Source organism: Dactylosporangium sp. NPDC050588, from assembly GCF_040654975.1.
In the GTDB taxonomy this organism is placed as follows: Bacteria; Actinomycetota; Actinomycetes; order Mycobacteriales; family Micromonosporaceae; genus Dactylosporangium; species Dactylosporangium maewongense.
The window spans coordinates 1-14,275 of sequence record NZ_JBFAJA010000019.1; the positions used below are offsets into that span (position 1 = coordinate 1).

At 73.4% G+C, this 14,275-nt stretch carries 10 protein-coding genes; 7 read left to right on the plus strand and 3 right to left on the minus strand.

What is annotated here, in order from left to right:
* Nucleotides 1-661 precede the first annotated feature (661 nt).
* Nucleotides 662-3,724 carry an EAL domain-containing protein gene (locus tag AB0I21_RS15155; protein WP_360561475.1) on the plus strand — a complete coding sequence of 1,021 codons (3,063 nt, stop codon included), beginning with the start codon at nt 662-664 and terminating at the stop codon, nt 3,722-3,724.
* Nucleotides 3,725-3,747: 23 nt separating this feature from the next.
* On the plus strand, nt 3,748-4,998 hold the full coding sequence (locus AB0I21_RS15160) for a pyridoxal phosphate-dependent aminotransferase family protein (RefSeq protein ID WP_360561476.1): 1,251 nt from the start codon (nt 3,748-3,750) through the stop codon (nt 4,996-4,998).
* A gap of 511 nt (nt 4,999-5,509) precedes the next feature.
* On the opposite strand, the gene AB0I21_RS15165 is transcribed toward AB0I21_RS15160, so the two are convergent.
* Nucleotides 5,510-6,733, minus strand: a complete 1,224-nt coding sequence (locus AB0I21_RS15165) for an ROK family transcriptional regulator (protein ID WP_360561478.1) — start codon at nt 6,731-6,733, stop codon at nt 5,510-5,512.
* Between the two features lie 113 nt (nt 6,734-6,846).
* Here AB0I21_RS15165 and AB0I21_RS15170 point away from each other — a divergent pair, with 113 nt between their 5' ends.
* The 4 genes from AB0I21_RS15170 to AB0I21_RS15185 all read left to right on the plus strand — a co-directional run bounded on the left by AB0I21_RS15170 (nt 6,847) and on the right by AB0I21_RS15185 (nt 9,933).
* The gene (locus tag AB0I21_RS15170; protein WP_360561480.1) at nt 6,847-7,842 is read left to right on the plus strand and encodes a PAS domain-containing sensor histidine kinase; all 996 of its coding nucleotides are present in this window, start codon (nt 6,847-6,849) and stop codon (nt 7,840-7,842) included.
* Between the two features lie 23 nt (nt 7,843-7,865).
* A complete protein-coding gene (locus tag AB0I21_RS15175) occupies nt 7,866-8,399 on the plus strand; it encodes a YciI family protein (protein WP_354892742.1) in 534 nt (177 codons plus the stop codon).
* 80 nt (nt 8,400-8,479) lie between these two features.
* Nucleotides 8,480-8,833, plus strand: a complete 354-nt coding sequence (locus AB0I21_RS15180; protein WP_344498082.1) for a GlsB/YeaQ/YmgE family stress response membrane protein — start codon at nt 8,480-8,482, stop codon at nt 8,831-8,833.
* A gap of 107 nt (nt 8,834-8,940) precedes the next feature.
* Nucleotides 8,941-9,933 (plus strand): universal stress protein, encoded by a 993-nt coding sequence (locus tag AB0I21_RS15185; RefSeq protein WP_360561482.1) that lies wholly within the window; start codon nt 8,941-8,943, stop codon nt 9,931-9,933.
* Between the two features lie 37 nt (nt 9,934-9,970).
* Here the strand turns inward: AB0I21_RS15185 and AB0I21_RS15190 are convergent, their stop codons facing one another.
* Entirely contained in the window at nt 9,971-11,110 is a 1,140-nt protein-coding gene (locus tag AB0I21_RS15190) for a monooxygenase (protein ID WP_360561484.1), read from the minus strand.
* A gap of 196 nt (nt 11,111-11,306) precedes the next feature.
* On the opposite strand from AB0I21_RS15190, the gene AB0I21_RS15195 reads away from it, so the two are divergent.
* Entirely contained in the window at nt 11,307-12,668 is a 1,362-nt protein-coding gene (locus AB0I21_RS15195) for a condensation domain-containing protein (RefSeq protein ID WP_360561486.1), read from the plus strand.
* A 270-nt stretch (nt 12,669-12,938) separates the two neighbouring features.
* Here AB0I21_RS15195 and AB0I21_RS15200 read toward each other — a convergent pair whose 3' ends face one another.
* Nucleotides 12,939-14,261, minus strand: a complete 1,323-nt coding sequence (locus AB0I21_RS15200) for a CoA transferase (RefSeq protein WP_360561488.1) — start codon at nt 14,259-14,261, stop codon at nt 12,939-12,941.
* Nucleotides 14,262-14,275: the final 14 nt, after the last annotated feature.

Here is a 14,275-nt window from a genome sequence, read left to right on the forward strand (position 1 = left end):
GCCCCCCGCGCCCCCCCCCCGCCCCCCGCCCCGCCCCCGCGCCGCCCCCGCGCCGCCCGCGCCGCCCGCGCCGCCCCCGCGCCGCCCGCGCCGCCCCGTGCCGTCGCTGCGTCGCCCGCCGTGCCGTCCCCGCGTCGCCCGTGCCGTCCCCGTGCCGTCCCGCGCCGTCCCGCGCCGTCCCGCGCCGTCCCTGTTCCGCCCCGCGCCGTCCGCGCCGTCCGCGCCGTCCGCGCTGCTCGCCGTCGTGCCGGTCGTCGGTGCCAGGCGCCGGGAAGAGCCGGGAAGAGCCGGGAAGCGTCGGGAGGCGGCGGTGGTGGGGTGGCTGGTCGGCGGGGAATATGGCGTGAAAGTTACCTTTTGCCGAATAAAGTGAATGAATTCGCGAACGGATGCGCACCGTAGAGGGGGTGATCGCAGCCTGTACGGGTGCGTGTGCGGCGAACTTCGCAAAGCGCTCGAATGGCGCGAAGCGGCTGGTCAGGACGTGACGGCAGGTCCTTGCAAGGTATTCCTCATTAGGCAGCAAACAATCTACGGTGAGGGCAGGCCGATGGCTCCCCTCGCCAAAAAGCCTAAATAGGACCTGCCCCATGCCGATGGGGCGTTTACGGGTGTCACTGGGTAGCGTCGGGGCCGCCACCGTGACGGTCGGGAGGGATGCGTGTCGCCGCGTAGGGTGCTGGCCGGCTACTGCGGGATCATGGCTGCCCTCGTGGTGGCCAACTTCGCGCTGCCCGCGCTGCACCTGATCCTGTGGTCGGCGATCGGCCTCACCAGCGTCGCGGCCATCCTGATCGGCGTCCACCTGCACAAGCCCCGCCGCCGCGCGCCGTGGTTCCTGCTCGCGGGCGCCGTCGCGTCGTTCATCACCGGCGACCTCATCGCCGACGTCCTCACGGTCGTGCTGGACAAGCGTGGGTTCCCGTCCGTCGCCGACGGCTTCTACCTCGCCGTCTACCTGCTGATCGCCGCCGCCATGGTGGGGCTGATCCGCATGGGTGTGGCCAGCCGCGACCCGAACGGGCTCTACGACGCCGTCACCGTCACCGCCGGGCTCGGGCTGCTGTCGTACATCTTCCTGATCCGGCCATACGTCGAGGATCCCGCGCTGTCGGTGCTGGAGAAGAGCATCTCCATCGCCTACCCCCTTGCCGACATCCTCGTGCTCGCCGTCGGTGCGCGGCTGATCACCGCCGTGCGGCGCGGCTCCGCGCTGCTGCTGCTGGCCGCCGGCGGCATCGGCCTGCTCACCGCTGACGTCGGGTACGGGCTGAAGCAGCTCAACGGCGTCTGGGAGACCGGCGGCCCGGTGGACCTCGGCTGGGCCACGTTCTACGTCCTGTGGGGCTTCGCGGCGCTGCACCCGTCGATGCGGGACCTCACCGAGCCCAAGGTCCACCGCGCCGGCGAGGAGCACTTCGGCCGCCTGCTCATGCTCGGCCTGTCCCTGTTCATCGCGCCGTGCGTCCTGTACTTCGAGATGCGCGGCGGCGAGGTCCGCGACGCCACGGTCATCGCCGGCTCGTCGGCGCTGCTGTCCGGGATGGTCCTGCTGCGCCTCGGCCGCGCGATCAACGTCCAACGGCGGGCCGCGCAGCGGGAGCGGCGGCTGCGCCGGGCCGGTGCGGCACTGCTCATGGCGACCGACGAGCCGGGCGTCACCGCGACGGTGCGGACCGCGATCGCCGAGCTGCTGCCGCTCGGCCGGCCGCACCGGGTCGTGCTCGCGCCCATGGGCGACACGACCGGCGCGGCCGACAGTGCCGTGTCGATGCCGTACACGCGGAGGCTGGCCCCGGCGCTCGCCGAGGAGCTCGGCGACTTCGAGGTCACGCTGTGCTGCCCCCTGGCGCCGGTGGAGGGCCGCGAGTCCGGGCGGGCGCTGTACGTCGCCGCCGACGAGGTCACGCTCGTCGGCGTGCAGGAGGCCGCGCAGATCCTCGCCACCCAGGCCGCCCTCGCCCTGGAGCGGATCGCGCTCGGCGAGGAGATCGGCCGGCGCAACAGCGAGGCGTACTTCCGCACCCTCGTGCTCAACACCGCCGACGTCATCCTCATCGTCGGCGACCACGACCAGATCCGTTACGCGAGCCCGTCCGCCCACGCCCTGTTCGGCAGCGACGAGCTCGACGGCACGCCGCTGCCGATGGCGTTCGCGAAGGAGAGCGTCGTCGAGGTCGACCGTCGGCTGCACGAGCTGCGCACCCGGGGCGTCGACCGGCCCGGCGACGACCTGCGCGTCGTCGGCGCCGACGGTCGGCCCGCGCTGGTCGAGGCGACGTTCCGGGACCTGCGCGGCGAGCCGACCGTCGGCGGCGTCGTGGTCACCCTCCGCGACGTCACCGAACGCAGCCGGCTGCAGGCGGAGCTGTACCAGCGTGCCACCTTCGACGCGCTGACCGGCCTGCCGAACCGGGAGGTGTTCCTCGCCCGGGTGCAGGAGGCGGTCAGCTCCGGCGCGGAGAGCGGCGCGACCGTCGGCGTGCTCATCATGGAGATCGACGACTTCAAGGTGGTCAACGACACCCTCGGCCACGGCGCCGGCGACGCGCTGCTCGTCGCGGTCGGCAACCGGCTCACCGAGGCGCTGCGGGCCGTCGACGGCTCCTACGGCGCGGCCGGCACCGTCGCCCGGCTCGGCGGCGACGAGTTCGCGGCCCTGGTCCGCCGGGCCGGCAGCGCCGCCGACGTCGAACGCGTCGCGGAGAAGGTCCTCGCCAGCTTCGCCGCGCCGTTCGAGCTGCCGCACGGGGAGGTCACCGCGTCCGCCAGCATCGGCGTCTCCACGACCGCGGAGGCCGCCGACGCGCAGGACCTGCTGCGCCACGCCGACCTCGCCGTCTACGTCGCGAAGGACGCCGGCAAGGATCGCTGGCGGCGTTACGAGTCGTCGCTGCACAGCGCCGTCGTCGAGCGGCACAAGCTGCGCGCCGACCTGGACCGGGCGATCGCCGACGGCGCGTTCCTGCTGCACTTCCAGCCGATCGTGGCGATCAGCGACGGCCGTACACACGGCTTCGAGGCGCTCGTGCGCTGGAACCACCCGACCCGCGGCATGGTGTCGCCGGCCGAGTTCATCTCCGTCGCGGAGGAGAGCGGCCTCATCGTGCCCCTCGGCGCGTGGGTGCTGCGCAACGCCGTCGAGGCCGCCGCACAGTGGCGCCTGCTGCACCCCGGCGAGGAGGTGTACGTGTCGGTCAACGTCTCCGCCCGCCAGTTCCGCGGCCGCGAGCAGGGCTTCGCCCGCTGGGTGCTCGACGAGATCGACCGGATGGGCCTGCCGCCGGCGAGCCTGCTGCTGGAGATGACCGAGAGCCTCCTGCTGCACGACGACGGCGACGTCACCGCCGAGCTCGCCGCGCTGCGCGAGGCCGGCGTGCGGATCGCCATCGACGACTTCGGCACCGGCTTCTCGTCGCTGTCCTACCTGCGCCGCCTCCCGGTGGACGTGCTGAAGCTCGACAAGAGCTTCATCGACACCATCGCGTCGTCGGCCGAGCAGCACGCCGTCGTCGACATGATTGTGCAGCTCGCAGCGATTCTGCAGTTGCAGATTGTAGCTGAAGGAATCGAGACGTCGGCTGAGCGTGATCTCCTCATGACGATGGGTTGCCATCTCGGCCAGGGGTACTTGTTCTCGCGGCCGTTGAGCTACGGTGACGCGAGTCAATGGTTGTTGGAGGAAGCGTCGGGGCTTCAACGGGGAAGTCAGACGGCGGCCTAAGCACCACGGCCCTCGGAGGATTTGTGCTCGAACACCTCGCCGCCGCTGTCGATGACGACCCCCGGTTCAGCGGTATCGCCCACCTGCGCGCCAGCAGTCGCTACTACGACGCCGTCATCGACGAGATCGACGGCCGGCGCATCCGCGTCGGGGACCACTGGCTCACCGACTGGGCGTCGTGCAACTACCTGGGCTTCGACCTCGAGCCGCAGATCATCGACGCCGTGGAGGCGCAGCTGCGCCGCTGGGGCACGCACCCGAGCTGGTCCCGGATGCTGGGGAACCCGGCGCTGTACCCGCAGATCGAGGAGCGCCTCGCGGACCTGCTCGGCGCCCCGGACACCCTGGTCCTGCCCACCATCACCCAGATCCACCTGTCGGTCATCCCGGTCCTGGTCCAGCAGGGCACGATGCTCGTCGACGCCCGCGCCCACAAGACCATCTGGGACGGCTGCGTCCACGCCCGTGGTCTCGGCGCCACCTTGAAACGGTTCAAGACGATCGACGAGCTCGCCTCGCTGCTCGCCTCGGACCTACCCGGGCCGGTCCTGGTCTGCATGGACGGCGTCAACAGCATGACCGGCAACATCCCGCGCATCGCCGAGTACCTGTCGCTGTGCCGTGCCCACGGAGCCGTGCTGTACGTCGACGACGCGCACGGCTTCGGCGTCATCGGCTCCCGCACCGCCGACGAGACCTCGCCCTACGGCTCAGGCGGCAACAGCATCGTGCGCTACTTCGGCGAGTCCTACGACGACCTGGTGCTCGTCGGTGGCTTCTCCAAGGCGTATTCGTCGCTGCTGGCGTTCCTCGCGGTGCCGACGGTCCTGAAGAACCGCCTGAAGGCGTCGGCCGCCCCGTACCTGTACTCCGGCCCGTCCCCGACCGCGTCGCTCGCCACCGTCCTGGCCGGCTTCGACGTCAACGCCGACCGCGGCGACAAGCTCCGCGCCGACCTGTACCGCATGTCCACCCGGGTCCTGCAGCACGTCCGCGGCCTGGGCATCTTCACCCCCAACGTCGACGACACGCCCATCATCGAGTTGCCGATCGCCCTGGACCGCGACCTGGTCGAGGTGTCGGAGCAGCTGTGGGACCGCGGGCTGTTCGTGACCCTCGCCCCGTACCCCGGCGTGCCCCGCGACCAGGTGGGCTTCCGCGTGCAGGTGACGGCCGCCAACACCGACGCCCAGATCGACGAGCTGAACGCCGCCATCACCGACCTGGCCGCCGCCGACGTCTTCCAGTCCGCCCGCGAAACCAGCGCCAGCTGACTGCAACTCCCCCCACCGCTGCCGCGGCGGGGCCAGGCGGGGATTCTCACCCGCGGCCCCAATGCGCCGCTCCGCGACGCACTGCCCACGCCGAGACGCGAGGCAGGGCAAGCGCCGCGTGCGCGCCGCATCCGGTGGTCGCCCGCCGTGCCTTCCGTGATCCCGAATGGTTTCGGTAGCTCTGGCTACCGGAACCGCACGGGATCACGGCGGGCCTGCCGGGTTCTCCATGATCCGGAAGACTTTGTGTACCCCTGGGTGCACAAGGTTTACCGGATCATGGGGGCGGGCGGGTGTGGCGGCTCAGTGCTGAGCATCGTTCGTCGCAAACCCGGAATGTCCGGCATCGGAAGCGAGCGGTCCGCGACTCGGTGGTGGGTTCTTCATGATCCGGAAGACTTCATGTCGCCCTGGCAGCACAAACTCTTCCGGATCATGGAATCGGGCGCTGGCGAGTCTGAAATGGCCGGCAGTGGGGCGAGGTGTGCTCGGTCGCGGTGGTTTCTCGTGATTACGGGCGGCGGAGGGTGGCGAGGATCGAGTCGCGGACGGCGGAGCGGCCGGCTTCCTGGGCGCCGAGGAGGGCGGCGTCGTCAGTGAGGGTGCTGGTGGCGATCGCCGTCTCCAGCGGCGCCGCCTCGGCCAGGGCGGTCGCGACCGCGGTGCTCAGGACGGGGCCGCCCGCCTGGCCGACCTCGCCGCCGATGACGACGAGCGGCGGGTCGAGGACGGCGACGACGGCCGACAGGCCGATCGCGATCCGGCCGGCGAGGGTGGTGACGAAGCTGCGGGCGGCCTCGTCGCGGTCGGCGGCGCGGGCGACGGCGGTGGCCATGGTGCCGGCTGCGGTGCGCTCCCGGATGCCGTACTCGGCGGCGAGGTCGAGCACGGCGCCGCCGCCGACGAGGTCCTGGAAGTCGACGCGGCCGGTGAAGCCGCGGCCACCGGTGACGCCGGGCAGCATCATCGGCATGTAGCCGATCTCGCCGGCGCCGCCGCGGGCGCCGCGCAGCAGGGTGCCGCCGAGGTCGATGGCGAGGCCGAGGCCCGCCTCGCCGAGCCACAGCAGGGCGAAGCTCTCCGCGTCGCGGCCGGCGCCGTGGGCGCGTTCGGCGACGGCGGCCAGGTTGACGTCGTTGTCGACGCCGACGGGGACGCCGAGGCGGCGGCGCAGGTCGTCGATGAGCCCGGGGCGGCTCCAGCCGGGGACCTCCACGTGGTGCAGGACGTCGGTGCGCGGGTCGAACGAGCCGGCGACCGCGATCTGCACCTGCGCGACGGGGTCCGGCGCGATCCGGGCCTCCTTGCACACGTCCTGGACGGCGTCCACGACGGCGGAGACGGGGTCGGTGCGGGTGAAGTCCACGGCCAGGTCGAGCCGGCCACGGACGGCGCCCGCGAGGTCGGTGACCGCGGCCGTGACGGCCGGCAGCGACGAGTCGGACGACTCGCCGAAGGTCCGGTCGCGCACGGACAGCGCGACGGAGTACGCCGCGTCGGGGTTCACCGCGTACACCTCGGCGTTGGGGCCCGGGCCGGCGCTGACGTAGCCGACGACCGTGACGAGCTTCGCCTCGGTGAGCCGGCGCAGTGCTTCGGAGATCGTGGGCTTGGACAGGCCGGTGAGCTCACGCAGGTCTCCGCGCGTGAGTGGGCCGCGTTCGAGGACATGACTCAGGGCCGCCGCGTCGTTCATGGCCCTGAGCAGCTTGGACGATCCGCCGAGGTGCGTCATGGTGGCTCGAACCGTATGGGCGTCCGTCGGCGGGTGTCAATCGCCACGCGCGGTCGGGTGGCCGTCACTTAAGCTCACTAACAGGGCAAAGCGACGAAAAGCGGGTCAAGAGGATGACGGTCGATCCGGAGCTGCTGGCGGCGGCGCTGGACCAGCTCGGCACCGGGCTGCTCGTCACCAGCGCCGACGGCACGGTCGTGGCGGCCAATCAGGCGACCCGCGACCTCCTCGGCGAGCAGGCGACCGGGAAGAAGGTCGGCGACACCGTCGCGGCGGCGATGGCGGCCGAGGACAGCGGACGCTGGTCGCCGCGGCCCGGGCTGGTCGTCGAGTGGACCTGGAGCGGCCCGCTGCTGCCCGGCACCCCGCACGAGGGGCGCTGCCTGGTGCTGCGGGACGTGTCGCACCGCATCGCCGACCGGGCCAGGCTCCGCCGGCAGAACCGGGCCCTCGCCGAGCTGGTCGCGATGAAGGCCGAGTTCACCGCGGCCGTGTCGCACGAGCTGCGCACCCCCGTCACGTCGATCGCCGCGATGTCGGAGCTGCTCGGCGAGGAGGTGACCGAGCCGGACCCCCTCGCCGCGCCGGTCGCGGCGGTCGCCCGCAACGCGCAGCGGCTGCTGGGCCTCATCGACAACGTGACGGAGCTGGCCCGCATCGAGAACGCCGCGCCCACCGGTACCGGCGAGAAAGTGCAACTGGAGAGCATCGTCGCCGAGGCGCTGCCCGGCTGGACCGGTGCCGCGAAGGCCGCCGCCGTGCACCTGACCGCCCACGCCGACCCCGACGCCACGGTGCAGGGCGAGCGGGTGCTGCTGCGCCGGCTGGTCGACGCCATGATCGGGATCGGGCTCGCCGCGGCCGAGCCGGGCGCGCTGCTCACCGTCGGCGTCACGGCCACCGGCAGCGGCTGGCGGGTCACCGTGCCCATCGGCGGCCGCGGCGGCGACCGGCTCTTCACGTCGTCCCCGCTGACCGGCGACGGCGTCCGGCACGACTCGACCGCGCTGATGCTGTGCCGCGCCATCATCGCCCGGCACGGCGGCCGGCTGACCACCGATACAGACCCGGAAGGCGCCACGGTGCTGGCCGCGCATCTGCCCGGTTAACAGGCATGGAAGACTGCGGCACCATGCTGCACTTCGTATGGGGCATCGACGTTCCCGGCACCGGGCCGCTGCGCGAGGAGCTCGTCGAGAAGCACTGGGCGTACATGGACGGCTACGTCAAGGAGCTCACCGCCCGCGGCCCGACACTGAGCGAGGACCGCAGCGAGGCGACCGGCAGCATCCACATCGTCGACCTGCCGGACCTGGCCGCCGCGCGGGCGTTCGCGTTCGACGAGCCCAACTACCGGGCCGGCGTCTACGATCCCGTCCTGCTGCTGCGGTACGAGGACACCCTCGGCGGCACCATGTGGCAGCACGCCTCCGGCGAGGGCTCCGGTTTCCTGCTCATCGGCCACGCCACCCCCGGCGCGTCCCCTTCCGCCGCCGTGCCGCCGAGGCCCGGCACCCTGGCCCGCGGCGAGCTGTTCTCGCACGACGACGGTGGCTGGCTCGGCACCGCCGTGCTGGTCGAGGCGTCGCGGGCCGACGGGTCGTTCCTGCCGGACGGCTACGAGGAGGTCGAGATCCACCCGTGGCAGATGGGCGGCCGCCGGTAGCGGCTCCCAATCCTGCGGATCTTGCCGCGGACGTGTACGGTGCCGGTCGATTGCTTCAACGCGAGGGGAGCGCGGGTGCCATGCACATCAACGACTTTTTGAGCGCGATCCCGATCGGTCTGCTCATCGGTGTCCTCGGCCGGCTGGTCCTGCCGGGCCGCCAGTCGATCGGCCTGTTCATCACGTTCCTCATCGGCGTGGGCGCGGCCCTGCTCGGCACGCTGGTCGCCGAGCTCGTCAACGTCGACGACAAGGCCCTCGTGAAGCTCTGGAAGATCGAGTGGAGCTGGTGGGAGCTCGGCATCCAGGTGCTGTTCGCGACGATCGGCATCGGGCTGGCCAACATGCTGACCTACACCAGGCTCGCCTCCGGCAACCCGAAGCCCCGCAAGCGCGCCAGCCGCCCCCGCCGCCGCAAGAAGGCCGAGGACTAGAGGCAGGCCCAGGCAGGCGCCGCGCGGCCGGTGCCCACCCGTCGTCCGGGCCGGTTTCCTCATCCCGAGGGGTGGTCGATGCCGATCCGGCGAGGGACGTTGGATGCATGGACAGACCAGTGGTCGCCGGCGTCGACGGGTCCATGGCGAGTCTCGGCGCGGTCAGGTGGGCCGCTGACGAGGCCGCCCGCCACGGCCGGACGCTGCGGATCGTGCACGCGATGAGCTGGGAAGGCCACGCCGACGGGCAGGGGATCGTCCTCGACGCGGCCGACGACGCCCGGGCCTGGCAGCCGGGCATCTCGGTGGAGACGGTCACGGTGGGTGGCCGGCCGGGCCGGGTCCTGCAGGAGCAGTCCCGGTCCGCGAGCCTGGTGGCGATCGGCGGCAGGACGCACGACGGCGGCCAGCTGAACTCGTCGGTCTGCGCCCAGCTCGCCGCGTACGCGCACTGCCCCGTCCTCGTCGTCAACCGCGGCGAACGCTGGATCCCCGAGTCCGCCGCCGGACCCCCGACCCCCGAGCTGCCCGAACCCAGCCAGTTCCTGAGCATGCCGGAGCTGTCACCGCACTTCGGCGGCGGTGCCGGTCACGCCGCGGCCGGGAGCGGCCAGACGAGGTACGGGCCCGGGCCGGTCAGCGCGGTCCCGCGCCGCGGCGTGCGGCACGTCGGTGGCCGGCCCGGCCCGGACCTGGCCGGCCCCGGCGCCGACCCGATGACGGCCCGGCCGGGCGCCGCCCCGGTCGTGGTCGGCGTCGACGGCTCACCGTCGTCCTGGCGCGCGCTCGAGTTCGCCTACGACGAGGCCCTGTCTCGGCACGTCCCGATGGTCGCCCTGCACGCCGGGCGGGCCCGGTCGCACGCCGCCGTCCACGCCGAGCTGACCCCGTGGCTGCGCGGGCACGGCGACGTCGACGCCAGCTTCGCCGGCTCCGACGAGCCGGTCGTGGAGGCCCTCACCGGCGCCGCCGACTCCGCCCTGCTGCTCGTCCTGGGCGCGCACCGGGACAGCTGGTTCGAGAACCCCCGCCCCAACCCCCGCACCCAGCTCATCGTCCATCACGCCGCGAGCCCCGTCCTCGTCACCCGCAGCGTGTGACCATCCCCCCGCCGCGGACCGCCGGGGCGGCCGGACGTCAGGCGCTGGGAGTCATGATGACGAGGCCGAGGCACATCTCGTCGCTGGTGCCGTCGCCCCAGACCACGTAACGGGGCGCGGTGCCCTTCAGCTGGGGCAGCTGGCCGCGCAGGGCCGCGTCGTGGGTGCAGGTGACCCGCAGCGTGTCGCCCGGCTGCAGGACGACGGGCTTGGCGAGCGGGTGGATCGCCTGGTCGTCGAAGTTGTACCGGGGGACGTCGAGCAGCGTCTGCGCGCCGGCCCGGCCGGGGTTGAGCTCGATCTTGATGGAGCGGCCCAGCAGGTGCATGTGGCCGGCCACCGCGTACACCGTGGACCTGGCGGGCACGGGGCGGTCGCAGTGCTGGGTCGGGCCCGCGGCCGGCGGGGCGCCCTTCGCGCACAGCCGCAGCAGCCGGTCGGCCTGGCCGCCGATCTCCTCGCCGAAGCGCTTGCCGACGTCGGCGACGGCCGCGGCGCGGTCGCACAGCGGGCCCGACTCGGCCGGCGTGCACGGCAGCTCGATCGGCGCCGGCAGCAGTGACGTCTGCAGCGGTGTCATCGCCGAGGTGGTGTCGTTGAGCCGCAGGCGGATGCTCGACCGGTCCGCGCCGCCCGCCGGGCCGCCGGTGGCGAGCAGGTTGTAGTGGATCTGCATGACGATCAGGCTGCCGGGCGGCATCTGGTAGCCGAGGTCGGGCGCGAGGAGCGTCTCGTCGGCGCCCGGTGCCCAGGACGCGACCCACGTGTCGCCCTCGACGCCCGAGTCGCCGAAGCACGTCCAGCCGTCGCCGGGCGTGCCGGCGTCGAGCCTGCGGGCCTCGTCGGCGGAGCCGGGCGCGATGCGGAAGAAGATCGCGTGGTGCACGATGTCGGCGTTCTGCGGCAGGAACTGGCTGCCCGTCAGGTACGCCTCGCTCGTCAGCTTCGGGTCGACCAGGAAGCACCGGTACTCGTCGGTGCCGCCGTTGGGTGCCTTCGGCGTGTACGACGCCGGCATCGAGAGGCTCTGGAAGCGTTCCCCGGCCCGGAGCGGCTCGGCGGGCGGAGCGGAGAGGTGCCCGCCGTGCGCCCCGCTCGCCGGCGCCGATACCGGCTTCTCCGGCCCGCCGCACGCCGTGAGCAGGACCACCGCCGCGAGCGTGATCAGCCTCTTCATCGTTGCCTCCCCGTGGACGGCGCCGGTTATGAATCGATGTTGATGATTCTCTCCGGATTCGGGCGACACATCCGGGGTTCTCCCTGATAGTGCCCCTCGGGGTCAATCGACTCGATGGGTAATGGTGGATGAGGACTTCTTGCGGCACGATGTGGAAACTTTGCCGCCGAAAGTCGAAAACTGAGGAGGGCCGGCGATGGTTGTTGCGCCGGAACGGGTGGTCGTGCGGTTCGAAGGTGACGGCGCCGGCACCGGGCCGCTGTCATGGGGGCAGCTGGAGAACTGGTCGGCGATCGTCAAGCAGGGCACCTGGCTGCCGCTCGGCGGGGTCCGGCCGCTGCCGGAGGGGACGACGCTCGACGAGGTCGTCGACGAGGTCCGGTACCTGATGGGCCGATACCAGCCGATGCGGACCCGGGTGCACACCGGCGCCGGCGGCCGGCCCGAGCAGGTCGTGCACGCGTCGGGCGAGCTCACGGTCGAGGTCCACGACGCCGATGCGCCTGGCGCCGCCGGTACCGACGCCGGAAACGACCCAGGAGGGACCGTCGCGGGACCGGACCGCGCGGATCTGGTCGCCGCGGCCGTGCACGAGCGGCTCAGGGACACGCCGATGGACTTCGCCGCCGAGTGGCCGGTGCGGTACGCCGTCGTCCGGCAGGGCGGCCGGCTCACCCACGTGGTGCTGCTGGTGAGCCACTTCGTCACCGACGCCGCCGGGGCCGTCACGATGATGACCGAGGTCGCCGCCCGCACCGCCACGCCGGTCGCCGGGCTGCAGCCCCTCGCGCAGGCCGGATGGCAGACGTCACCGGCCGGCCGCCGGCACAACGAGCACGCCCAGCGCCACTGGGAGCGGATCGTCCGGGACGTCGACCCGGTCAGGTTCCCGCCGCCCGCCGAGGTGGTTTCGCCACGGTACCGGCAGGGCGAGCTCACTTCCCCGTCGCTGCCGGCGGCGGTGCGGGCGATCAGCGACCGCAGCGGCGTCGAGTCCGCGACGGTCCTGCTCACCCTGTACGCGGCCGCTCTGCACAGCGTCCTCGGCGTCGACCCGGTGGTGATCCGGCCGATCACCAGCAACCGGTTCAGGCCCGGCCTCGCCGACGTCGTCTGCACCCTCGCGCAGGCCGGCCTGTTCCGCATCGACGTCGGCGGCGGCTCGTTCGAGGACCTGCTGCCCCGCGCGGGCCGGGCGGCGCTGTCGGCGTACAAGTACGCGTACTTCCACCAGGCGGAGATGGCCGACCTCGTCGACCGCGTCGGCCGCGAGCGCGGCGCGCCGATCGAGCTCGGCTGCTACTTCAACGACCGCCGCGGCGCCGGTCCCGCCCCTGACGCGCCGGCGGCGTTCCGGTGGGTGGCCGCGCAGGAGGCGCCGACGTTCGAGCCGCTGTTCGTGCACGTCGACGACGCGACCAGCGACGGCGCCGAGGCGCTGCGGCTCACCGCGTACCTGGACACGGCCCACGTCACCCCGGCGTCCGCGGCCGCGGTCCTGCAGGCGATGGACGAGCTCGCGTCGAAGGCCGCCGCCCTTCAGCCCGCGGCGCTGTAGGAACGCCCGCCGGGGGCTCGTGGAGACCTTCGTGGCGGCTCGACGCGGTGGCGGCAGGGGCTTCCACCCGGCCGCTGCGGCGAATTCCGCGGCGGTCGTTGCGGGGCTTCCGTGGCGGCCGTCGTGGGGCTTCCGTGGCGACCAGGGTGGGCTTCCGCGGCGGTCGGGGTGGGGCTTCCGTGGCGGCCGGGGTGGGCTTTCGCGGCGACCGGGATGGCTTCCGTGGCGGTCGTTGCGGGGCTTTCCGTGGCGGCCGGGGTGGCGGGGCGGTCAGCTCCAGGCGGCGGGTGCGGTGCCGTAGGACGGGGGAAGGCGGGGCCAGCTGAGCGGCACGCCGTCCAGCGCGCCGGGCGGGGCGACGCCGGTCCAGCCGTTGCCGAGCGGCACCAGGTACGGCGCGACCGGCGTCTCCACCGGCGGCGTCCCGTCGAGCGGCGCACCGATCAGCCAGGCGGCGGTCCGGGCCAGGGACACCTCGACGTGCGCGGCGACCCCGGTGCGCGCCCGCTCGGCGAGGGCGGCCAGGGCTCCGGCGGCGACAAGGTATCCGGTCGCGTGGTCGAGCAGCTGGCACGGCAGCGCCCCGGGCCGGCCGGACGCGTCCCTCGTCAGCCAGCCGATCCCGGTCGCGACCTGGACCAGACTGTCGAAGCCGCGCCGCGCGCCCCACGGCCCGCCGGTGCCCCACGCGGACAGTGTCACCACGACCGTGCCGGGGTGCCGCTCGGCGATCTGGTCGGCGTCCAGGCCGAGCCGGCGGAGGGCGCCCGGCCGGTACCCGGTGACGAGCACGTCGGCGCCGTCCAGCAGCCTGTGCAGCGCCGCCGGGTCCTCGCCGGCGTCCAGCAGCGCGCTGGCCTTCCCCAGGACCCCGTCGACGGCGAGTCCGGGCAGCTCGGGCCGCGCGGGGTGGTCGATGCGCAGGACGTCGGCGCCGAGCGCGGCGAGCATCCGCGTGCCGACGGGACCGGCGATGACCCGGGTCAGGTCCAGGACCCGGATCCCGGCGGCCGGCAGCGGCCCTCGCGCACCGGTGCCCTCCGGCCGCCCGGTCGCGGTGCCGAGGGGTGTGGCGCGCACCAGCGGGCCGTTCGGTTCCGGCAGTTCGCCGGGTCGGCGGGCGGCGACGGCGAGCCCGCCCGCCTCGTACACCAGACGCTCCACCACCAAGGCGGGCATTCCGGCGATCGTCGCGGCCACGCTCTCCACACCCGCGCTGTCCGTGTCGAGGGCGGCCTTGCCCGTGTCGAGGGCGGCCTTGTCCGTGTCGAGGGCGGCGAGGAGTGCGGCGCGGTGCCACGGGTAGTTGGCGTGGGTGCGGACCCAGCCGTCGGCGGCGCGCCACAGGCGTGACAGCGGCGCGAACCCGTCGATGCCGCGCCCCTCCGGGTCCCGCAGCAGGGCCTCGGCGCGGACGGCCGCGGCGACGTGCCCGGTGTCGAGGGAGACGGCGGGGCGGCGGCCGGTGCGCGCCTCGGCGAGGTCCGCGGCCGCCTCCAGGCACATGGTCACGGCCGCGGTCGCGCACCCGGCGACGGCCAGGGGCGACGCCAGTACAGCAGGAACAGCGGGACCGGAGATCTCAACGCTCACGGTCGCCATTCTCG